The organism is Alsobacter sp. P4_H11 (assembly GCF_056400925.1).
Genome location: NZ_JBFUKI010000005.1, coordinates 140,450 through 159,738, shown reverse-complemented (window position 1 = coordinate 159,738; position 19,289 = coordinate 140,450). Strand labels below are relative to the sequence as shown.

The following is a 19,289-nucleotide window of genomic DNA, read 5'->3' as shown; positions in this document are numbered from 1 at the left end:
GGAGGTTTTCTGCACGCTCTCCGTGCGTCGTTGTCGCAGGTTGTTCGCGGCTGAATTCTGGGCACGACAACTTGAAGTTGAGCGAGGTAGAATCCGCTCTGAAAAAGACTGTGAAGAGCACGCGAGGGCCTTGCGCTGTCCTGATTTGGATGTTTTGCGCGGGCCTCCCGGTGCTATGCTGAAGAAAGAGAATCAGGCGGCCGAAACTTTGTCGCCCTGTGTGTTCGGCTCGTTATCAACCGCTCGGATTGGTGTTTCCCGATGTCGGACGAATTTGTACCCAAGTACCAGCTGGACGGGTCCGACCACATGGACCGCAACGTCCGTGAGCATGGATCCGAGGACGCGCCCGTCGACCTGATCGAGGTGTCGGGCGTGATCAAATGGTTCGATGTCGCCAAGGGCTATGGCTTCATCGTGCCGGACAGCGGCATGCCGGACGTTCTGCTCCACGCGACCTGCCTCCGTCGGGACGGGTTCCAGGTGGCCTATGAGGGGGCCCGCATCGTCTGCGAGGCGCAGCGGCGGGCGCGGGGCTACCAGGCCTTCCGCATTCTCTCGATGGACACCTCCACGGCCCCGCACCCCTCGCAGTTGCCGCCGGCCCGCACGCATGTGTCGGTGACGCCCACAAGCGGGCTCGAGCCCGTGATCGTGAAGTGGTTCAACCGGCTGCGCGGCTTCGGCTTCGTGTCGCGCGGCGACGGCACGCCCGACATCTTCGTCCACATGGAAACCCTGCGCCGCTACGGCATCACCGAGCTGCGCCCCGGCGAAACCGTGATGGTGCGCTTCGGCGACGGCCCGAAGGGCCTCATGGCGGCCGAAGTGCGGCTGCTGGCCACCAGCGGGCAGGCGCCGTCCTCGCACTGAGGCGCTGGGCGCGGGAATCGCGGTGCCCTTGTGGCTTCACGGGTGGGTGCGCCGCCCATTGTGGCGCGTATCCTTCTCTCCCACGGCAACCTCACAATGCCCCTCATCCTGAGGAGCGTCGCCTCCTGGCGATGCGTCTCGAAGGACGAGGGATTCCAGCAAGCTGAAACGGCCGTTCACATTCCCCTCCCTCGTCCTTCGAGACGCAGGCCTAGAAACGGCCTGCTCCTCAGGATGAGGGTATCGAGGGTTATCGAGAAACCTCGCCGCCAGCCTCTCAGGATGGGGTGTGGCGATCGGGTCCCGACTTTCTGCAACGCCCCCGATCCCATCCATTGACCGGCGGGATTCGCGCAGGCAGCATCCGGCGCTCGCGAGGTGCTCATGTCGTTCAAGTCTTCCGTCGTCGCCTTTCTGCTTTTGCTGGCCGCAGCGGCCATGCACCCCACAGCCGCTTCGGCCGACTCGGCGCTCGAGAAGCTGGTGATCAACACGGCCGGCGGCCCCCGCACCTTCGAGGTGGAGGTGATGCGCACCGACGAGGAGCGCGCCAAGGGGCTCATGTTTCGCCGCTACATGCCCGAGAACCGTGGCATGCTGTTCGACTTCAAGGAGCAGCAGCCCGTGATGATGTGGATGAAGGACACCTTCATTCCGCTCGACATGGTGTTCATCCGCCGCGACGGCTCGATCGCGCGCATCGCCGAGAACACCGAGCCGCATTCGACCCGCACGATCTCTTCGGGCGAACCCGTGTTCGGCGTCCTGGAGATCAATGCGGGCGTGGCCGCCAAGCTGGGCGTGAAGCCAGGCGACAAGGTCCAGCACGCGCTGTTTGGCGGAAAGCCCTGAGCGGCCGCGAAGGTCCGCGGGCCTGAAAATGCAAAGAGCCCCGCGGGAGCTGACACCGCAGGGCTCTTAGGCTGCCATCGGAGGGGGGCAATTCCGATTTGCGAGGGCTCAACGCGCCGCCTCGCAGCTTGTTCCCGTCCGCCTTTCGATTTCCTGCACGACGCAGGCCGGCTGCAGAATGGTAGCTATGCAATTTTAGCGCGTTATTTTCGCGCAATCTGTTACCCAACCGTTAGCGGGACAATCAGGACGCCGGCAGCTTAAGGTTTTCTTAGCCGCGATCTCAAGGCACATTCCTGCACGACATGCTGATACGGCAGGTGGTGCAGATGTATTCGACAGTTTTATCGAACTCGATCCGTAAAACACGCGAGTATATCCGTAATGCGGACGGCGCGATCGGGCCGATGTTCGCCGTGACGCTGCTTCCATTGCTGGTGTCCGTCGGGGCGGTCGTCGATCTTCAGACCGCCGCGATCTCGCGCACGAAGCTTGGAGCCGTCGCCGACGCTGCCGCGCTCGCGGCGGCCGGGCACTCCACCGGAACAGCCGCGGAGGCGGAGCTCTACGGCCTGCGGTCATTCAACGCCGGCGTCGCCGAGCTGAAGCGCGTCACCATCTCGAGCGCCTCCATCAAGGTCACCGACAGCGGCCTGAGCCGGTCGGCGGTGGTCACCTATGACGGGCAGACCGCGACCTCGCTGCCGCAGATCGTCGGGGTGACGAGCCTCGGCGTCTCCGGCACGGCCAGCGCGACGCTGGGCCGTTCGCCCTACATGGACTTCTACCTCCTGCTGGACAACACGCCCTCCATGGGCGTCGGCGCGACGCCCGCGGACGTGACCAAGATGGTCAACAATACCTCCGACAAGTGCGCCTTCGCGTGCCACGACCTGTCCAACGCCAACAACTACTACAACCTCGCCAAGAAGCTCGGCGTCACGATGCGCATCGACGTGCTGCGCATGGCGACCCAGCAGCTCATGGACACCATGGCGTCCACCGCCACCGTTTCAAACCAGTTCCGCGCCGGCGTGTATTCGTTCGGCGCGTCCGCCACCACGGCGGGCCTCACCACGGTCGCGCCGCTCAGCGGCTCGCTCTCCAGCGTGAAGGCCGCCGCCGGCGCGATCGACCTGATGACGGTGCCGGATTCGTCCTACAACAACGACCAGGACACCGACTTCACCAAGGTGCTGACGGCCCTGAACGCCGCCGTGCCGTCGCCGGGCGATGGCCAATCCGAGACTTCGCGGCAGAAGGTGGTGTTCTTCGTGTCGGACGGCGTCGCGGACGAAAACAACAAGACCACCTGCTCGCAGCCGCTCTCGGGCTCGCGCTGCCAGCAGCCGATCAACCTGGCCCTGTGCTCGGCCTTGAAGAACCGCGGCGTCAAGGTGGCGGTGCTCTACACCACCTACCTGCCGTTGCCGACCAACAGTTGGTACAACACCTGGATCAAGCCCTTCGTCGGGACGATCAGCAGCAAGATGGCCGACTGCGCCTCGCCGGGCCTCTATTTCGAGGTCAGCCCCTCGCAGGGCATCTCGGACGCGATGACGGCGCTGTTCAAGCAGGCGGTCTACTCGGTGCGGCTGACCAACTAGGAGCCGCTACCGGACGACGTACAGGATGCCGGACAGCACCGCGACCACCAGCGCGACGTCCGGCAGCTTGGCGAGAAGATCCCGGATCGTGCGCGACACGTAGCAGTCGCCGCAGGCGTAGCGCGTCAATTTCTTGACCCGCTTGAACACCAGCATCATGCGCTTGGGCTTGTTGTCGTCCTCGGCCTCGACCTGCACGGTGTAGCGAACGGCCTTGCCGTGCGGAACCATGCGGCCGCAGCTGAAGCACTGTTGTGTTCTCTCGACCGCCGGCACGCCACACCTCCGTTGACGGGAGGGAGCATGATGCGAAGAGATTTCAATCAAGTTACTCGTATAAGTTGTTTTCCTGACTTAGGCGACACAACAATCACCATTGTCGAGGTCGCGTCAGAGAGAAAGGCTCACGAGGAAGGTGCGCCGTTCCGTGGGCGCGGTTCGCCGCCCTTAGCCGTCCTACGTTTGATTGAAACGTGCTGCGTGGGGCTCGCCGGCGGAGCGCTAACCTGGAGCGATGCCGTTCCGATCAGGCTGTTTTGGTGCAGCGCCTGCGCCCGCGTGAGCAACTCGGCCGCGCCCGCCTGCCGAACCAGATCCGCATTGCCGCTCGAGAATGCGCTCGCGCCCTCGATCACCGAGACCGCCTCCAGCACGCCCAACACAGGCGAACGTGGCGGAACGCGCACGATTTTCCCGCCGACGATCACGAGGCCGCCGCCATCCTCGGCCACACCGCGGAAGACCAGGGGCCACTCGTCCGGCACCCAGACATCGATGTAGCTCGGCTCGGTCGTCAACACCTGGGCGCAGAAAATTTCCTGAACGCCGGTCCGCGTATCGGTCCAGAACGGAATGAAGACTTCGTCGGTCGCCGCCAGCCCGAAATAGTCGCCGATGAACAGCAGGTTTCGGTCGCCATGCGACCATGGCGCGTTCACGTCCGGGTTCCAGCCGTGCTTCGTCACCCGCCGCCGGTGAGGAAAGCTTCCGGCGTCGTCGTAGGAGGCGGACAGATAGAGGTTGAGCAAATAGGGCCCGGCGCCGAACTCCTGCCCGAAGGCATAGAACGCGCATCCGACCGTGCCGCTCGGCGTCGCGGCGAGCTGGGGCATGAAGCAGTGCTGGCTGGGCAGAACTCCAGCCGGGACGAGGGGCGACCCGCTCCTCGGACCTTCCCAGTTCTGGCCGCCGTCGCGCGACACCCGGTAGAAGATTCGGCTGAATCCGTCCCGGAGTTCGGGCCAGGCGATCACGAGCGTTCCGCCGGAGCCGACCGCGGCCGTCACCATGGTGCGCACCCGGAAATGCCCGTTGGGCAAGATCGGGAAACCTCCCGCCGATGTGGATAGACCCTCTAGGCCCTGCACGTCGGCGACGACCACCGGCGCTTCGAAGGTCGCGCCGCCGTCTTTCGAGCGCAGGTGTCGGACGTTGGATTTGCTGGCTGGACTGATGTCGAAGATGTGGATCCAGCCATTCGAGTCGGTGACGATCGCGGGCGCGTAAACCGAAAAGTCGAGATGCCCGGCGGATTTCTGAGCGCCTGGCCCGCGCCAAGTGAGCCCGCCGTCCGTGGACCGAGCAAATCCGCAGTTCTGGTTGGCCCCCCACACCGCATAGACATTGCCGTGAAACGGGCTCTCGGGCCTATCGTCCGCCGCCATCCACTGCTTGTCGTCGCGGTCGCTGGTGGTCAGTTGAACGGGATTGCCCCACGTGCGGCCGCCATCGCCCGAGCGATAGACCACCATTCCGAGCCCAGTCAGGTCCTGGCCATAAGACAGGGGCTCACCAAGCAGATAGGCCGCGCCGTTCGCGTCGAAGGTGACGGCCGGGTCCGTCATGCCCTGCCAGCCCGGGAGCATCGGCAGCGTACTTTCGCCCCAGGTCTCGCCTCCGTCGAAGCTATAAAACGGGCTGAGGTGGAAGTGGTATTTCTGCGGTTCGTCGAACCGCTTGGATGCGCCGACCAGGTTTTGCGGATTGCGGGGATTCACCGCGAGATCCGACTCGCTCCGTGATTGGCTGACGGTGCTGTAGCTGACCTGGACCTCCAGCCCCACATAGAGACCCGGCCCCTTTGGATTGGCGAAGTCCGGCAAGGTGAAATGCATCTTACGGCTCCTGTGCCGAGAGGGCGGGAAGCTAGCGGCGACCGCGGCCGAGCAACTTTCGCATCAAACCGGTAAGGCGACGTCTGGCGACAATGGCGACGACCAGCGCGGCTGCGAGCGCCGTATAAAGCGCCTCGGTTGCGCCGGAGCCCCCGTCCGGAGACACGCCGAATAACTGTTCGATCCAGTCCATCGCAACACCTCATCGGAGACCTTCGCCCGGCAGCCCGGCGGGGGATAAGTCTCTAGCGGCTCTCGACGGCGTCGATGATCCGGAGCGCGCCAGATATTCGGCGCGCTGTCGCGGATGGAAGCCCGGCCGTCGCTGAAGCTTGGCTGCATCGAGAGGCTAACCCGGGCCAGTGATCCTGAATGTGAAACGGAACACGTTCCCCTCGTGCCGCACTTCGTTGCGCCACGGACTTTCCAGGTGGTCGTGCAGGCGACCATGCTCAGTGGTCTCGGCCCACTCCGCCCTTGCGGCGAGGGCCTAAAAAACGTAGACGATCCAACGTGGCTCGCCACGCCGGGGTATAGCGCAGCCTGGTAGCGCGGAAGTTTTGGGTACTTCAGGTCGCAGGTTCGAATCCTGCTGCCCCGACCACGCGGCGAGCCCCGGTTCCGAATCCCTGTTCACGAGCAGCGAGCAGCCATGTCCGCCAGGATTTATCGCCCCGCCAAGACCGCCATGCAGTCCGGCACGGCCAAGTACACGCGCTGGCTGCTCGAGTTCGAGCGCGAGGCGAAGGACATCGATCCGCTGATGGGCTGGACCAGCTCGGGCGACACCCGCCAACAGGTGAAGCTCTGGTTCGACACCAAGGAAGATGCGCTCGCCTACGCGCAGCGCAACGGTATCGCGGCCTCGGTGGAAGAGCCGCACGAGCCCAAGCGCCGCCAGATCGCCTACGCGGACAATTTCAAGTTCAACCGCGTCGGTCAGTGGACCCACTGACGCCGGCCCACCCCGGACGTTCCGGCCCCGTAGCTCAGATGGATAGAGCAAGGACCTTCTAAGTCCGAGGTCGCAGGTTCGAATCCTGCCGGGGTCGCCACTCTCTTCAAAAGGCCCGAGAGGTCCTGGTGGGTGAGCCGCCCGCAGGCCGCAGTTCGCGGCACTCAGTATTTCAGAAGATTTTCAGCGCCGTCTCCGGATTGGCTTGCGGTACCAGCAAAGATTGATCTGAAGGTCTTCGGATCTGGCCGGCACGTTTTCGTCGCGCTCTCAGAACGCGAAGGTTAAGGTCCGCTACGTTTAGACCTTGCCACTGGATCATCAAAGTCCAGCCCCGGAGCGTATTGACGCACATCTCTTAATAGACGGAACATGTCCGGGCTTTTGCCATTGCTACCTCCATCTACTTCTGGAGCATAGCGATGAGATCGAGAATTTTAGGGTTGGCGGCGATTGCGGCCGTTGTTTCCACCGCAGCGCTGGCGCAGGCGCCATCGGCGCCGGACGGCGAGTTCGTCACCAAAGCCTCGGTCGGCAACGCCTTCGAAGTGGAAGAAGCCAAGCTCGCCGTAGAACGGGCCACGGATCCCAAGGTGAAGCAGTTCGCCCAGAAGATGCTGGACGACCACGGCGACGCCATGAAGAAGCTCATGGATGCGGCAGGCAAGGCCGGCCAAAAATCCGAGATGATGCTGGATCCGCCGCACCAGGCGATGCTCGACAACCTCAAGACGTTCAACGGCGCCGAGTTCGACAAGATCTACAAGGCCGACCAGATCATGGCCCATGCCGAAACGGTCGCGCTGCTCTCGGACTACAACCAGAGCGGCCAGAACTCTGATTTGAAGTCGTGGGCCAAGCAGGCCCTGCCCGTGGTGAAGGGTCACCGCGCCGCGATTGACTCGATGTGAGCGAGCCCCGCGCGGCCGCCCATCCCACTGTTTTAAAGGTCTTTTCAATGAAAACGAATCCGAACGCCGCCCTCGCGGCCCTTGCGGTCATGATGCTGTCAGGCTCCGCCCTGGCGCAGACCGCGCAGCAAAACAACGCGCAGCCAAAGGTCATGGACAAGGTGAAGGGGGCCGTTCAGTCCCTCACCGGCAGCCCGATGGCAGAGCTCGACACCGACATGCGGCACGTCGTCGACGCTCTCGACAAGCTGGGCCCCAAGCCGTTGCCGAAGCTGTCGGCCACCGAGGCGCGGCAGCAGCCGAGCGCCGCGGACGCGGCCGGGGAGGTGCTGCGCCAGCAGGGCAAGAGCAGCCTTCCTGATCCGTCCGTGATGGCCAAGAACATCCTGGTGGACGGCGGCAAGGAGAAGATCGTCGCCACCGTCTACACGCCCGCGGGCGCCTCGAGCGCGCTGCCGGTGATCGTCTACTATCATGGCGGCGGCTTCGTGATTGCCAACAACGCCACTTACGACGCCAGCGCGCGTCTCCTCGCCAAGGGCGTGAACGCCGTAGTGGTCGCGGTGGAGTATTCGAAGGCTCCCGAACACAAGTTCCCCGCCTCGCATGAGGATGCCATCGCAGCCTATAAATGGGTCGCCCAGAACGCGTCCAGCATCGGCGCGGATCCTCAAAAGATCGCCATCGCGGGCGAGAGCGCCGGCGGCAACCTCGCCGTCAACGTGGCGATCGCGGCGCGCGACCAGAACCTGCCGAAGCCCGCGCATCTGCTGATCGTGTATCCGATGGCCGGCACGAACCTCGACACGGAATCCTACAAGGCCAACGAGAGCGCCAAGCCGCTCAACAAGGCGATGATGCAGTGGTTCTACGACAACGCCACCAGCGCGCCGGCTGATCTGCAGGACCCCCGTCTCGACATCGTCGGAAAGGCGGACCTGAAGGCGCTGCCGCCCGCGACCGTGATCACGGACGAGATCGATCCGCTGCGCTCCGAGGGGCAGGCGCTGGCCGAGAAGCTCAAGGCTGCGGGCGTGCAGGTGGAGGCGAAGGATTACGAGGGCGTGACCCACGAATTCTTCGGCATGGGTCTCGTGGTCGCCAAGGCCAAGGAGGCCGAGGATCTTGCGATCAAGAACCTGAAGGCTGCGCTGGCCAAGTAAAGCGATCCAGCAGCCGGCTAGCCTGCGCTCGCCGGCTGCAACGCATCAATCCTGCTGCTCGCCGGCGAAATCGGCCGGCGTGGGCCGAGGCGACCAGGGTGGCTGGCCGAGACCAGCGAGCCACGCCTGCGCAATCTCGTCGCGGCGCGCGAACCAGACGCCAGGCCGGGCGGCGATGTGCTCGAGCAGGCGCTCGAGCCCGCCGATGCGCGCCGGCCGGCCGATGATGCGCAGGTGCAGCCCGATCGACAGCATGCGGGGAGCGTCGGCGCCCTCGGCATAGAGCCGCTCGAAGGCGTCGATGCAGTAGCGGGCGAAGTCATCCCCGAACACGAAGCCGCCGCCGTTGTAGAACCGCATGTCGTTGGTGTCGAAGGCGTAGGGCAGCACCACGTGGCGCCTGCCGTCCTGTTCCACCAGATACGGAACGTCGTCGTTATAGGCGTTGGAATCATACAGGAAGCCGCCATGCTCGATCAGCAGGCGGCGGGTGTTCACCGAGGTGGCCGAGCGCGTGTGCCAGCCCACCGGCGGCGCGCCCGCGGCGGCCTCGATCGCCTTGGCGGCGCGCTCGATGACGCGTCGCTCGGCGGCCTCGTCCATGTGGACCTGCCGCTCCCAGCGGTAGCCGTGCGAGGACACCTCATGGCCGTCCAGGACCGCCTCGCGGGCGATCCAGGGCGAGATCTCCAACGCCCGACCGTTGGCGTTCAGCGTGGCGGCGACGCCGTAGCGCTTCAGCAGGGCGCGGATGCGCGGCCAGCCCGCCCGGACGCCATATTCGAAGTGGCTCTCCATGCAAAGGTCGCGCGCGCCTTCGACCTTCTCGACAGCCTCATAGATGAACTCGTTGCGCTCATCGCCCATGCCGAGCGAGAGCTCCGCGCCTTCCTCGATGTTCACCACCACAGAAACGGCCAGCCGCGCGTCGCCGGGCCAGCGTACCGACGGCGCGCCGGCGCGATAGCCGGCGAAATCCCGATCATGCGCGAGAACGCGCGCGACGGCCGGAGCGGTGTCGGCGGCAGGAAGCATTGTCATGGCGGCATCTTGTGTCAGGCGGGCCGCAAGCGCCAGCAGGCGCGCACGGTCGTGGCGGCGCGCGGGTCGATGGCTCTCTGCGAGATGAATGATCGCCGGCGGATATAATGGTCTCGCGTCTGGAGCGGGGAAGGTTCGACCCGATCGTCGGTGGCCTGAAAGGCGGGTCGATCGCCGATCACCGCGATCCGGTCAGACATCGTTCACCACGTGAAGGATGTTCAACGCGGATACAACTGCCGATTAGTTGAATAAATTCGGCTTTAAGAGGTCGCGAGTTAAACGGGGATGCGCGTCGACGCAGGCGAGGTCCCCGTGAGTTTCGTGCTCGAACTGAAGCATCATGAAGTTGCCTATGTGGGCCGGGCCGTTCTCCGCAACGAGGGCGACCGCGCACGGATCACCGTGGAAGGCCATGTGCCGATCCTTCGTGAGAAGGAGTTCATGGATCCCCTGACGGCCAAGTCGCCGGCCGAGAACCTCTATGTGGCGATCCAGGAAATGTATCTGTCCGGCTCGGACGACGCCGCTGGCGACTTCTTCTCCGCGTCGCGCAAGCTGCTGAGCAGTCTGCCGCACGCCCAGGAGCCGGTCTCGCAGCTCACGAACCTCGTGTTGACGCAGGAGATGAGCAAGGCGCTGAAGGTTGCGCGCACGCTCATCCATCTCGAAGGCAAGAGCGCCTGAGCAAGAGCGCCTGAGAACGCAATCGGCCGGCCGTAACGGTTAGTTCTGGTTCGCCAGCCCGGTTTCCAGCGCCGCGAAGCTGACGTCGTCCGGCGTTTCGCAGGCCAGCAGGGGCTGCCGGCCGGACAATGACTGCACGATCGGGTCTGTGGTGACACAGCGGTTGCCCGAGGTCGACACCGCGCCGATCGGCCGGTCGCCCGCCGCCGCGGGTTGCTGCCGCAGCTTCTTGCGCGTCGAGAACGGCGCCACCGTGTTGGTCATCGTGTTGTCGAAGATGAACGCGGTCGCATGCACGTCCGCGATGACGCCATTCACGAAATTGCTGATCCGGTTGCCTTTGGCCACCACGGTGCCGGCGCCGCTGCCGCCGAACCAGATCGCGTAGGTGCTTGGGGAGCGGTGCTTCGGCCCGTCCACGGATTGAACGAGCGGCGTGTTCTCGAACACGTTGTTCTCGGCCACGGATCCGTTGAGATCGCCCGAAAACGCCAGCGCGATGCCTTCCGCGTGCGGCGCGTCCTGCGATCCGCGGATCTCCGAGAAGGTATTGCCGCGGACGAGGGCTCCAGCCCCCGCGATGAACAGGCCATGGGTGTGAACCACGTCCGGCATGCTGTCGCCGCCAATGTCGCGGAACTGCGAGTTCTCGATGCGGTTCAGGTCGCCGCCGAGGCTCGCGCCCCGCAGGCGGCTACCCACGATCGCCACGTTCTCGATCGTGTTCGAGCCCTTCTGGGGCTGGGCCTTGGGCGCCGTGATCGCGACGCCGATCCCGAAGCCCGCGATGGTGCCGTTCCGGATCTCGATGTTGGACGCGTCCTTGACGCGGATGCCGAAGGTTTGCGTGCCGGGCGTCGTCGGACCGTTCAGCCGATAGCCCTTGAGGTCCAGCGACACGTGATCGCTGCGGATCACGATTGCGTCGGCGTCCGCATTCAGGTCGGATTCGAGGCAATAGGCGCCCGGGGACCTGATCACCGCAGGCGTGTGCCTGATCGGCCGGCAAGCGCTACCATCCGGCGCCGGCACGGCGTCGGATGCCGCCGCGACCAGACCCGCTACGCCGGCTAGAACCGGAGTCGCAAAAAGCGCCAGACGCTTGAAAGGAACTCTACGGAGCATCGAATCATCTCAACATGACCGAATGCCAAGTTGTACCACGAAGCTCAACAACTTCAACAGTACGTAGAACTCTGAACACTTGTCAGCAAATAGATCGCGCTTTTTTGCCTCAAAACGTTGTTTGTCGATCTTCGAGTCGTCAAAGATTAGATGAAATTGCCTCGTTTTGCTCGGTTGCGGAAAAGGGGGCATCCGATCCGCCCCCGCCGGCGAAGCGGCCGGTCGGGAATCAGCCCGCGACGGCCTCTTCATACTCGGACGATAGCGCCAGCCATTCCTCCTCCGCCGCAGTCAGGTTGCGTTCCAGCTCGGCCCGCTGCGCCGACAGCTGCGAAGCCTTGGCGGCGTCGCGCTGGAAGGCGCTGGAATCACCCAGCACCGAGTCGACCCGGGCGATCAGGTCGGCGAGCTTCGCCATGCGCTGCTCGGCCGCCTCGATCTTCTTGCGCAGCGGCGTCAGCGAAGCGCGCCGGCCCGCGGCCTCGCGCCGCTGGTCCGCCTGCGAGCTCCTGTCCGGCTCGCTGGGCTTGTTCGAGCGGTCGCCGCCCGGGCCCTCCAGCACGAGCTTGCGATAGGCGTCGAGGTCGTCGTCGAACGGCTTCACGGTGCCGCCGCCGACGATCCACAGCCGGTCTGCGCAGGCCTCCAGCAGGAAGCGGTCATGCGAGATCAGGATCACCGCGCCCTGGTAGTCGTTGATCGCCTCCATGAGGGCGGCGCGGCTGTCGATGTCGAGATGGTTGGTCGGTTCGTCGAGAATGAGCAGATGCGGCCCGCCGAAGGTCGCGAGCCCCATCAAGAGGCGGGCCTTCTCGCCGCCCGAGAGATTCGCGACCGGGGTGTCGGCCTTGGAGCCCGGGAAGCCCATCTGCGCGCACCGCGCGCGCACCTTGGCTTCCGTGCCGTCCGGCATCAGCTCGAGCACGCTGGTGAAGGGCGTCGCCGCAAGATTGAGCTCGTCGAGCTGGTGCTGGGCGAAATACGCCACCTTCAACTTCGAGGACCGCCGCACCACGCCCGACATGGGGTCCAGCCGCCCGCCGACCAGCTTGGCGAAGGTGGACTTGCCGTTGCCGTTGGAGCCGAGCAGGCCGATGCGGTCGTCCTCGGCGATGCTGACCGACAGGCGCGACAACACGGGCTTCTCGCCATAGCCAACGGCCGCGCCCTCCATGGCGATGATCGGCGGCGACAGGGGCCGCTCGGGCGACGGGAAATTGAACGGCAGCACGTCCGTGTCGATCAGCGCCGCGATGGGCTCCATCTTTTCGAGCCGCTTCACGCGCGACTGCGCCTGGCGGGCCTTGGAGGCCTTGGCCTTGAATCGGTCCACGAAGGCCTGCAGGTGCTTGCGCTCCTCCTCCTGCTTTTTCACCAGCTTCATCTGCAGCGCCTGCTTCTCGCGGCGCTGGCGCTCGAACTGGTCGTAACCGCCGCGGTAAAGCGTGAGCTTGGCCTGGTCGAGGTGGAGGATCTGGTCGACCGACTGGTTCAGCAGGTCGCGATCATGGCTGATCACCAGCACGGTGTGCGGGTAGCGGGCCAGGTAGTCCATCAGCCAGAGCGTGCCCTCCAGGTCGAGGTAGTTGGTCGGCTCGTCCAGGAGCAGCAGGTCGGGTTCGGCGAACAGCACGGCCGCGAGCGCCACGCGCATGCGCCAGCCGCCCGAGAAGGACGAGCAGGGCCGCTCTTGCGCTTCGGCGTCGAAGCCGAGGCCGTACAGGATGGTGGCGGCGCGCGCCGGGGCCGCATGCGCGCCGATGTCGACGAGCCGCGTCTGGATCTCGGCGATGCGGTGCGGGTCCGTGGCGGTCTCGGCTTCGGCCAGAAGCGCCGTGCGCTCAACGTCGGCCGCGAGCACCACTTCGGACAAGGTCTCGGGCCCGCCGGGGGCTTCCTGCGCGACCGAGCCGATCTTCAGCCCGCGCCCGATCATGATGGAGCCGCCTTCCGTCCCGACCTCGCCGCGGATGATCCGGAACAGCGTGGTCTTGCCGGTGCCGTTGCGCCCAACAAAGCCGACGCGCGCGCCGGTCGGGATCGCGACCGTGGCCTTGTCGAAGAGCGTGCGGGCGCCGAGCCGGAAGGTGACATCGTTGATGTGCAGCATGGCGGGCTTGTCGCAAAGCCCGCCCGGCCGCGCAAGGGTCCAGCCGCTGTCGCTCAGCCGGGCAGCGGGATGAATTCGGTCTCGCCCGGAACGCCGTCGAACTTGCCGGCGCGCCAGTCGGCCTTGGCCTGTTCGATACGGTCCTTGGACCGGGACACGAAGTTCCACCACAGGTGCCGCGGGCCATCCATCGGCTCGCCGCCGAACACCAGCAACCGCGCGGCCGTTTCGGCCGTGATGGTTATCTCATCGCCGGTGCGCAGGATCAGGAGCCGACCGGCTTCGAAGCGGTCGCCCGCGATGTCGATGACGCCCTGCGCCACATAGATGGCGCGCTCCACGTGTTCGCCCGGGATGGGCAGCTTGGCCCCGGGCGCGAGCGCGGCGTCGGCGTAGACCATGTCCGAATAGGTCCGGGTGGGCGCCGTCATGCCGTACATGGATCCGGCCACCAGTCGCACGCGCTTGCCTTCCGCCTCAATGGTGGGGAGCGCCTCGGCGCGGTGATGCGCGAAGCCGGGATCGGTCTCCTCGTGTTTCTCGGGCAGCGCGATCCAGCTTTGGATGCCGAACAGCGGCGCTTCGGACAGCCGGACCTCCGGCGCGGTGCGCTCGGAATGCACGATCCCGCGGCCGGCCGTCATCCAGTTCACCTCGCCGGGATCGATCGCCTGGATCGAGCCGAGGCTGTCACGGTGAAGGATCTGGCCCTCGAACAGATAGGTGAGGGTGGCGAGACCGATATGCGGATGGGGGCGAACGTCGATGCCGGTTCCAGCCTTGAACACCGCCGGGCCCATCTGGTCCCAGAAGATGAAGGGGCCAACCATCTGGCGCTGCGCGGAGGGCAGGGCGCGGCGGACCGAGAAGCCGCCGAGATCGCGCGAGCGCGGAACGATGATGGTCTCGATCGCCGGATTGGGGCTGTCATGCGCGTCGGCCGCTTCGCTGGCGGACGCGTCGACCCGGACGTTGAATTGAGTCATGGGGGGAGCCTCGGGGGGTGTGGCGCTCCCCTAGCTTACCCAGATCACGCCCGCTCGCCAGTCACCCCCGTGCGACAGCTATTCCCGCGCGGGCTTCTTGTCGCCCGCGGCGGCCTGCACGATCGCCTGCGTGATCTCGAGGCTGAACAGCGTGAAGCCGAACGCCACCTTCATGGCGAAGAGCGGCAAGGCGAGATCGAATTCGCCCGACTGTGTGGGCTGTGGGACGAGAGGTTGCATGGCGTTGTCGCTCACATGGAGCGCTCCTCTTTGGGACGGCGTGGCCGCCCGATCGTGGAGTCAACGGCTGGTTTCGAGAGTTGTTCCTGGGCGCAACGAGGGGAACGAGGCGGTGCGCGTCACGTTGGCTGTCCTTAGCCGCGCGGGCTCACGGCCCGGCGCGGACCACAAGGCACCGGATGCAGGATGCAGGAGGCGTGATATGGCCGGCCACGACAACCCGAAGAACGGTGGACCGAAAGGCCGGGAAGCGAACGCCGGCGACAAGGATCGTTCCCGCTACGAGAAGCGGGGCCCGGAAACGCCGCCCGTCGGCGGCGCGGAATACGGCCGGGTGCGCCCGGGCGACAGCGGGAACACGGTGATCGGCGGGGGCGAGAGCCACAGCTATGGCGGCTATGGCGGCGACTATGTGCGGGCTCGCGAAGAGTTCGGCGGCGGCGGGCCGCCCTCTCATGATGCGGGCGACGCGTATCGGCCGGGCTACGAAGTAAAGGGCGGCTCGGGCTATGGCGCTCTCGGCCAGGGCGGCAACATCGAGCGGCCCGGCAAGGGCATGCCGGACGAGGATCCTGAGGAGCAGCCCACCGAGGCCGGACATTCGGGGACGCTGCCGGACAAGGACTGACCGCTCACGCAGTCCTGAACGGCCGTGAGGCCGATCGCACCCGGTTCGGGGTTATACTGAGACCCGTAAGCGCCGAACCGGGAGGACTGCCATGATCGACAAGGCGGCCGATTGGATCTTCGTTGTCGCTGTCGTGCTCTCGATGGGTTTCGCGTCCGCGCTGCCCTTCTGAAGCATCATCCCACCAAGCGGACACCGGTTGGTGGAAAAGATGATGCCTCGAACACCAGCCTAGCGCGCGCCGACCTTGAGGCCGGGCGCAGGGCGCTCCTGCACCACCTCGCGCCGGAACCGGAACAAGGCCGCGGGACGACCGCCGGTGGTGGCCGTCTCGCCCGTAGGCTCGACCAGCGCGGCGTTCTCCACCACGCGCCGAAAGTTCTGCGTGTGCAGGTGGCGGCCCGAAATGGCCTCCACCGTCTTCTGCAGCGCCGTGAGCGTGAAGGTGGGCGCGAGAAGCTCGAACACCACGGGCCGGTATTTCAGCTTGCCGCGCAGCCGCCCCATCGCGGTGGCGAGGATGCGCCGGTGGTCGAAGCGCATCGGTTCGCCCAGGCTCGGCAGCCTTGTCCGCGCCAGCGCGGCGGCACGGCCGTCGCGCTTGGCTTCCTCCAGCAGTCCCGCCTCGTAAAGGAGCTCGTAGCGGTCGAGGACTTTCTCCTCGTCCCAGGCGACGGGCTTGGGCGCGTCCGGGGTCGCCGCGAAGGCGAAGCGCAGCCGCTCGATGCGCGACAGCGGGCGCTTGTCGCCCTCGGCCTTTTCGCCGGCCGCGTCCGTCGCCCAGCCGAACAGAGCGGGCAGGACCTGCATGTCGAGAATGGCGGGCCGCCCCTCGCGCCAGTCCTCCCACGGAAAGAACGCGTACCAGGGCCGGAAACGCGCACCCTTGGGCAGGGCAGGCCGCCCCTCGGCGAGGCGCGTCAAGGCGAGGTAGCCGATCGACACCACATGCGCCTCGATCTCGGGCTCGACGATGCGGCCGCGGTCCGCAAAGGTGTAGAGCTGCTCCACATAGCCCAGCCGCAAGCCGGATTGATCCGTCACGAAAGCGCGCAGGCCGATCTCCAGCGTGCGGTGCGTGAGCGGGTCGAAGCTGCCGGACGGCAGGCCCGCCAATTCGCCGCGCTCCGCGCCGGCCACGAGCAATTGAGGCGTTAACCCGTCCATCGCCACGACCGCGGCCGCAAGGCCGATCTCGATCGCGGTTTCGGGGTGCGGGCGGGCCATCGGTCAATCCAGAGGCAGACGGAACGGCGTGTTCTCGAAGCAATCCGCGCCGCGTCCGATGGCCGCGATCGCGTCCGCCATGCGTCCTCGCCGGCCGAGAATGTCGTCCGCGATGCCGACCAGCTTGTGGTTGGGCGTCGCCGAAGGGGACAGCTCGCGCAGGAGCCGCGCCGTCGCGGCTTCGTCGCGCTCCGGCCGCAGCGCACACACGGTAATGAAGGCCGCGGCCGTGGAGCGGCTCACGCCGGCCCAGCAATGGATCACCATGGGGGTTTGCTGGTCCCAAGCCCGCGCGAAGGCGAGCAACTGTTCCACATGCGCGTCCGCCGGGAGGATGTGGCCGTCCAGCGGGTCGACGATGTCGCTGACGCCAATGAAGAGATGACGCTCCGGCAGGATCGACGGCGGGCGCTGCACCGGCGTGGCGGCGTTGATCAGCGTCACCACGTGCTGGGCGGCGCTGCTGTCCACGGTTTCATGGAGGCGGGAGAGAGGCGTGACGTGAATGGCGGGCATGCGGATTCCAATGTTCGGCGCAGCTTACGGCGCCGGCGCGTCGGCGCCATCTCGCGCGGCGTCCAGGGCGCGGAAGCGATCGAGGAAACGCTGCTGCGCCTCGCCGGCGGTCCAGGGCTCCAGCAGCGCCGCGATGGCGGGCGACATCACGGTGGGCCGGCCAAAGAAGCGCGTCGCCTCGGCGTCCGCGAAACCGGCGAGGTGCGTCGCCTCCAGATAGGCCGCCGCCTTGTCGGCCGTCTTGGCCAGCGCGGCGAGAGGCTGCGGCGTCGCGGCCGGCAGCCCGAAGCGCAGGTGGATGGCGGCCAGCAGCCGGTTCTCGATGCCCTTGTAGCCGTCGCCCAGCACCGCCTTGAACGGCGAGATGATGTCGCCGATGACGTATTCGGGCGCGTCGTGCAGCAGCACCACGACGCGCGCCTCGGCCGGCAGGTCCGGCGTCATCGCACCGGCCAGCGCCTCCACGAGCAGCGAATGCTGCGCCACCGAGAACACGTGCGGCCCGTGCGTCTGTCCGTTCCACCGCGCCACGCGGGCGAGCCCATGCGCGATGTCCTCGATCTCGACGTCGAGCGGCGAGGGGTCGAGCAGATCGAGCCGCCGCCCCGACAGCATGCGCTGCCAGGCGCGCGGCGAACCCTTGCCGCTCAAAGCTTCGCCCCCAGCGCCCGCACTTCCTCATGGCGGAAGCAGTCGACGTAATGGTCGTTGACCATCCCGACCGCCTGCATGAAGGCATACACGATGGTCGGGCCGACGAAGTTGAACCCGGCCTGCTTCAGCTCCTTGGACATGCGCCGGGCCGTGTCGGTTTCGGTGGGCACGTCGCCGCGCTCGCGCGGGCTGTTCTGCTGCGGGCGCCCATCGAGGTGCTTCCACAGGAATTGAGAGAAGGAGCCCTTTTCGATGATGTCGAGGTAGGACCGCGCGCTGCGCACCGTGGAGACGATCTTGGAGCGGTTGCGAATGATGCCGCCATCCGCCATCAGCGCCTCGATCTTCTCGGGGCCGTAATGGACGATGATCTCGGGCCGGAACCCGTCGAACGCGGCGCGGAAGTTCTCGCGCTTGCGCAGGATCGTGATCCAGCTCAGCCCGGCCTGGAAACCGTCCAGGATGAGCTTCTCGAACAAAGCCCGATCGTCGAACTCGGGCACGCCCCAATCGGTGTCGTGATAGGCGACGTAGAGCGGATCGACGCCCGGCCAGGAGCAGCGCGTCCTTCCATCGGGGTGGGCGATCAAATGGGCGTTCATGCCCTGTTCTTAGCGCAGGATTCGCCGCGAGGGCAGGGGGCTCGCGGCCCGCCCCGGCTTAGCCGGCTCCCGGCACCTTGAATGTCGCGAAGTCCGGCTTCACCAGCCGCAGGGGGAGCCCGCCGGCCGATACGGGCTGCCCCGCCGCCAGCGCATCCTCGATCCGGTCGAGGCGCACGAGCGCCAGCCCGATCCCGCCCGGCGCGGTGGAGCCGATGCGCCCCGCGACCTTGTCGCCCGCCAGCACCTCCGCGCCTTCGTCGGCCGAAAATCCGCCGTCGAACCGCACCGGCACGATGCGGGTGCGCGCCGTGCCGCGATGCTGCATGCGCGACACCACTTCCTGGCCGACATAGCAGCCCTTGTCGAAGTCGACGCCGCCGAGCTGGTCCATGTCCGCCTCGTGCGGAAAGGCGTCCCCGTAGGTAAAATCCTGCCCGCCCTGCGGGATGCCGAGCGCGACGCGGTGGGCGCGCCACTCCTCGGCCGTCGCGGTGGCGAGATCGGCCGCCAGCGCGGCGTCGGTGACGAGTCGATCGCCCAGCGCCGGATGGCGCGGATCGGGATAGAGCACGCCCGCGCCGTCGCCGCCGCGATCGCCGCCCCAATAGGCCACGACCGCGAGGGTGTCGGTGAGGTTCTCCACCGCCACCTTGGCGCGCAGCTTGTACATGCCGAGCCGCTTGGCGAGATCCGGCGCCAGCGCGCGCGGGCAGTCGAGCACGAAGCCGCCGCCCATCTGCTCGCCGTCGGCTTCGGCGACGATGAAATCGAACAGGATCTTGCCCTGCGGCGAGAGCAGCGCCGCATAGCGCGCGCCGTCCACCCGCACCTTGTCCATGTCGCTGGTCACGAGCCCGTCCAGGAACGAGCGCGCGTCCTCGCCGGTGACCCGAATGACGCCGCGATCTGTGAGATGGGCCGACGGCATGGGGAACTCCTCATTGGGCGCTGGCGCCGCCGAAACCCGACGTGGTGGTTGCGGCGGCCGCCGCCCT

At 66.4% G+C, this 19,289-nt stretch carries 21 protein-coding genes and 2 tRNA genes; 10 read left to right on the top strand and 13 right to left on the bottom strand.

Annotation, left to right across the window (positions count from 1 at the left end; genetic code table 11):
- The first annotated feature begins 309 nt into the window (after nucleotides 1–309).
- From AC1DSZ_RS10450 to AC1DSZ_RS10440, 3 genes are all read left to right on the top strand, one after another.
- The gene (locus AC1DSZ_RS10450) at nucleotides 310–873 is read left to right on the top strand and encodes a cold-shock protein (protein WP_476838494.1); all 564 of its coding nucleotides are present in this window, start codon (nucleotides 310–312) and stop codon (nucleotides 871–873) included.
- Between the two features lie 384 nt (nucleotides 874–1,257).
- The gene (locus AC1DSZ_RS10445) at nucleotides 1,258–1,725 is read left to right on the top strand and encodes a DUF192 domain-containing protein (RefSeq protein ID WP_476838301.1); all 468 of its coding nucleotides are present in this window, start codon (nucleotides 1,258–1,260) and stop codon (nucleotides 1,723–1,725) included.
- Nucleotides 1,726–2,054: 329 nt separating this feature from the next.
- Complete coding sequence (locus AC1DSZ_RS10440; RefSeq protein ID WP_476838300.1) at nucleotides 2,055–3,332, top strand: pilus assembly protein TadG-related protein; 1,278 nt, start codon at nucleotides 2,055–2,057, stop codon at nucleotides 3,330–3,332.
- A 6-nt stretch (nucleotides 3,333–3,338) separates the two neighbouring features.
- Here the strand turns inward: AC1DSZ_RS10440 and AC1DSZ_RS10435 are convergent, their stop codons facing one another.
- From AC1DSZ_RS10435 to AC1DSZ_RS10425, 3 genes are all read right to left on the bottom strand, one after another.
- Complete coding sequence (locus AC1DSZ_RS10435; RefSeq protein ID WP_476838299.1) at nucleotides 3,339–3,608, bottom strand: hypothetical protein; 270 nt, start codon at nucleotides 3,606–3,608, stop codon at nucleotides 3,339–3,341.
- Between the two features lie 128 nt (nucleotides 3,609–3,736).
- Nucleotides 3,737–5,434 carry a sialidase family protein gene (locus AC1DSZ_RS10430; RefSeq protein WP_476838298.1) on the bottom strand — a complete coding sequence of 566 codons (1,698 nt, stop codon included), beginning with the start codon at nucleotides 5,432–5,434 and terminating at the stop codon, nucleotides 3,737–3,739.
- Nucleotides 5,435–5,477: 43 nt separating this feature from the next.
- Entirely contained in the window at nucleotides 5,478–5,639 is a 162-nt protein-coding gene (locus AC1DSZ_RS10425) for a hypothetical protein (protein WP_476838297.1), read from the bottom strand.
- 334 nt (nucleotides 5,640–5,973) lie between these two features.
- Between AC1DSZ_RS10425 and AC1DSZ_RS10420 the strand changes: the two genes are divergently transcribed.
- The 5 genes from AC1DSZ_RS10420 to AC1DSZ_RS10400 all read left to right on the top strand — a co-directional run bounded on the left by AC1DSZ_RS10420 (nucleotide 5,974) and on the right by AC1DSZ_RS10400 (nucleotide 8,475).
- Nucleotides 5,974–6,050 (top strand) — tRNA-Pro (locus AC1DSZ_RS10420).
- A 48-nt stretch (nucleotides 6,051–6,098) separates the two neighbouring features.
- The gene (locus tag AC1DSZ_RS10415) at nucleotides 6,099–6,401 is read left to right on the top strand and encodes an ETC complex I subunit (RefSeq protein ID WP_476838296.1); all 303 of its coding nucleotides are present in this window, start codon (nucleotides 6,099–6,101) and stop codon (nucleotides 6,399–6,401) included.
- 23 nt (nucleotides 6,402–6,424) lie between these two features.
- Nucleotides 6,425–6,501, top strand: a tRNA-Arg gene (locus AC1DSZ_RS10410).
- 322 nt (nucleotides 6,502–6,823) lie between these two features.
- The gene (locus AC1DSZ_RS10405) at nucleotides 6,824–7,312 is read left to right on the top strand and encodes a DUF4142 domain-containing protein (protein WP_476838295.1); all 489 of its coding nucleotides are present in this window, start codon (nucleotides 6,824–6,826) and stop codon (nucleotides 7,310–7,312) included.
- Nucleotides 7,313–7,359: 47 nt separating this feature from the next.
- Complete coding sequence (locus AC1DSZ_RS10400) at nucleotides 7,360–8,475, top strand: alpha/beta hydrolase (protein ID WP_476838294.1); 1,116 nt, start codon at nucleotides 7,360–7,362, stop codon at nucleotides 8,473–8,475.
- A 45-nt stretch (nucleotides 8,476–8,520) separates the two neighbouring features.
- Here AC1DSZ_RS10400 and AC1DSZ_RS10395 read toward each other — a convergent pair whose 3' ends face one another.
- Complete coding sequence (locus AC1DSZ_RS10395; RefSeq protein WP_476838293.1) at nucleotides 8,521–9,516, bottom strand: polysaccharide deacetylase family protein; 996 nt, start codon at nucleotides 9,514–9,516, stop codon at nucleotides 8,521–8,523.
- A gap of 288 nt (nucleotides 9,517–9,804) precedes the next feature.
- On the opposite strand from AC1DSZ_RS10395, the gene AC1DSZ_RS10390 reads away from it, so the two are divergent.
- Nucleotides 9,805–10,203 carry a flagellar biosynthesis repressor FlbT gene (locus AC1DSZ_RS10390; RefSeq protein WP_476838292.1) on the top strand — a complete coding sequence of 133 codons (399 nt, stop codon included), beginning with the start codon at nucleotides 9,805–9,807 and terminating at the stop codon, nucleotides 10,201–10,203.
- A 39-nt stretch (nucleotides 10,204–10,242) separates the two neighbouring features.
- On the opposite strand, the gene AC1DSZ_RS10385 is transcribed toward AC1DSZ_RS10390, so the two are convergent.
- The 4 genes from AC1DSZ_RS10385 to AC1DSZ_RS10370 all read right to left on the bottom strand — a co-directional run bounded on the left by AC1DSZ_RS10385 (nucleotide 10,243) and on the right by AC1DSZ_RS10370 (nucleotide 14,664).
- Nucleotides 10,243–11,184 carry a right-handed parallel beta-helix repeat-containing protein gene (locus AC1DSZ_RS10385; RefSeq protein ID WP_476838291.1) on the bottom strand — a complete coding sequence of 314 codons (942 nt, stop codon included), beginning with the start codon at nucleotides 11,182–11,184 and terminating at the stop codon, nucleotides 10,243–10,245.
- Between the two features lie 373 nt (nucleotides 11,185–11,557).
- The gene (locus tag AC1DSZ_RS10380; protein WP_476838290.1) at nucleotides 11,558–13,438 is read right to left on the bottom strand and encodes an ABC-F family ATP-binding cassette domain-containing protein; all 1,881 of its coding nucleotides are present in this window, start codon (nucleotides 13,436–13,438) and stop codon (nucleotides 11,558–11,560) included.
- A gap of 53 nt (nucleotides 13,439–13,491) precedes the next feature.
- Nucleotides 13,492–14,424, bottom strand: coding sequence for a pirin family protein (locus tag AC1DSZ_RS10375; RefSeq protein WP_476838289.1), 933 nt, complete (start codon nucleotides 14,422–14,424; stop codon nucleotides 13,492–13,494).
- Between the two features lie 78 nt (nucleotides 14,425–14,502).
- Nucleotides 14,503–14,664: a hypothetical protein gene (locus AC1DSZ_RS10370; RefSeq protein ID WP_476838288.1), complete on the bottom strand. Its 162-nt coding sequence runs from the start codon at nucleotides 14,662–14,664 to the stop codon at nucleotides 14,503–14,505.
- A 202-nt stretch (nucleotides 14,665–14,866) separates the two neighbouring features.
- Here AC1DSZ_RS10370 and AC1DSZ_RS10365 point away from each other — a divergent pair, with 202 nt between their 5' ends.
- Entirely contained in the window at nucleotides 14,867–15,292 is a 426-nt protein-coding gene (locus AC1DSZ_RS10365; protein ID WP_476838287.1) for a hypothetical protein, read from the top strand.
- 231 nt (nucleotides 15,293–15,523) lie between these two features.
- On the opposite strand, the gene AC1DSZ_RS10360 is transcribed toward AC1DSZ_RS10365, so the two are convergent.
- Genes AC1DSZ_RS10360 through ygfZ form a run of 5 tightly spaced genes read right to left on the bottom strand, consistent with a single transcriptional unit; the run spans nucleotide 15,524 to nucleotide 19,222 of the window.
- Nucleotides 15,524–16,519 (bottom strand): NUDIX hydrolase, encoded by a 996-nt coding sequence (locus AC1DSZ_RS10360; protein ID WP_476838286.1) that lies wholly within the window; start codon nucleotides 16,517–16,519, stop codon nucleotides 15,524–15,526.
- A 3-nt stretch (nucleotides 16,520–16,522) separates the two neighbouring features.
- Nucleotides 16,523–17,035: a tyrosine phosphatase family protein gene (locus AC1DSZ_RS10355; RefSeq protein ID WP_476838285.1), complete on the bottom strand. Its 513-nt coding sequence runs from the start codon at nucleotides 17,033–17,035 to the stop codon at nucleotides 16,523–16,525.
- A gap of 24 nt (nucleotides 17,036–17,059) precedes the next feature.
- Nucleotides 17,060–17,650, bottom strand: a complete 591-nt coding sequence (locus tag AC1DSZ_RS10350) for an HD domain-containing protein (protein ID WP_476838493.1) — start codon at nucleotides 17,648–17,650, stop codon at nucleotides 17,060–17,062.
- A gap of 32 nt (nucleotides 17,651–17,682) precedes the next feature.
- Nucleotides 17,683–18,291 carry a DNA-3-methyladenine glycosylase I gene (locus AC1DSZ_RS10345; protein ID WP_476838284.1) on the bottom strand — a complete coding sequence of 203 codons (609 nt, stop codon included), beginning with the start codon at nucleotides 18,289–18,291 and terminating at the stop codon, nucleotides 17,683–17,685.
- A gap of 58 nt (nucleotides 18,292–18,349) precedes the next feature.
- Nucleotides 18,350–19,222 carry a CAF17-like 4Fe-4S cluster assembly/insertion protein YgfZ gene (ygfZ, locus tag AC1DSZ_RS10340; protein WP_476838283.1) on the bottom strand — a complete coding sequence of 291 codons (873 nt, stop codon included), beginning with the start codon at nucleotides 19,220–19,222 and terminating at the stop codon, nucleotides 18,350–18,352.
- Nucleotides 19,223–19,289 lie beyond the last annotated feature (67 nt).

Coding starts and splice junctions, on each gene's coding strand:
- AC1DSZ_RS10450 (WP_476838494.1), top strand. CDS start 310: ATGGACCGCAACGTCCGTGAGCATGGATCCGAGGACGCGCCCGTCGAC.
- AC1DSZ_RS10445 (WP_476838301.1), top strand. CDS start 1,258: ATGTCGTTCAAGTCTTCCGTCGTCGCCTTTCTGCTTTTGCTGGCCGCA.
- AC1DSZ_RS10440 (WP_476838300.1), top strand. CDS start 2,055: ATGTATTCGACAGTTTTATCGAACTCGATCCGTAAAACACGCGAGTAT.
- AC1DSZ_RS10425 (WP_476838297.1), bottom strand. CDS start 5,639: ATGGACTGGATCGAACAGTTATTCGGCGTGTCTCCGGACGGGGGCTCC.
- AC1DSZ_RS10415 (WP_476838296.1), top strand. CDS start 6,099: ATGTCCGCCAGGATTTATCGCCCCGCCAAGACCGCCATGCAGTCCGGC.
- AC1DSZ_RS10405 (WP_476838295.1), top strand. CDS start 6,824: ATGAGATCGAGAATTTTAGGGTTGGCGGCGATTGCGGCCGTTGTTTCC.
- AC1DSZ_RS10400 (WP_476838294.1), top strand. CDS start 7,360: ATGAAAACGAATCCGAACGCCGCCCTCGCGGCCCTTGCGGTCATGATG.
- AC1DSZ_RS10395 (WP_476838293.1), bottom strand. CDS start 9,516: ATGACAATGCTTCCTGCCGCCGACACCGCTCCGGCCGTCGCGCGCGTT.
- AC1DSZ_RS10390 (WP_476838292.1), top strand. CDS start 9,805: ATGCGCGTCGACGCAGGCGAGGTCCCCGTGAGTTTCGTGCTCGAACTG.
- AC1DSZ_RS10380 (WP_476838290.1), bottom strand. CDS start 13,438: ATGCTGCACATCAACGATGTCACCTTCCGGCTCGGCGCCCGCACGCTC.
- AC1DSZ_RS10375 (WP_476838289.1), bottom strand. CDS start 14,424: ATGACTCAATTCAACGTCCGGGTCGACGCGTCCGCCAGCGAAGCGGCC.
- AC1DSZ_RS10370 (WP_476838288.1), bottom strand. CDS start 14,664: ATGCAACCTCTCGTCCCACAGCCCACACAGTCGGGCGAATTCGATCTC.
- AC1DSZ_RS10365 (WP_476838287.1), top strand. CDS start 14,867: ATGGCCGGCCACGACAACCCGAAGAACGGTGGACCGAAAGGCCGGGAA.
- AC1DSZ_RS10360 (WP_476838286.1), bottom strand. CDS start 16,519: ATGGCCCGCCCGCACCCCGAAACCGCGATCGAGATCGGCCTTGCGGCC.
- AC1DSZ_RS10355 (WP_476838285.1), bottom strand. CDS start 17,035: ATGCCCGCCATTCACGTCACGCCTCTCTCCCGCCTCCATGAAACCGTG.
- AC1DSZ_RS10350 (WP_476838493.1), bottom strand. CDS start 17,650: ATGCTGTCGGGGCGGCGGCTCGATCTGCTCGACCCCTCGCCGCTCGAC.
- AC1DSZ_RS10345 (WP_476838284.1), bottom strand. CDS start 18,291: ATGAACGCCCATTTGATCGCCCACCCCGATGGAAGGACGCGCTGCTCC.
- ygfZ (WP_476838283.1), bottom strand. CDS start 19,222: ATGCCGTCGGCCCATCTCACAGATCGCGGCGTCATTCGGGTCACCGGC.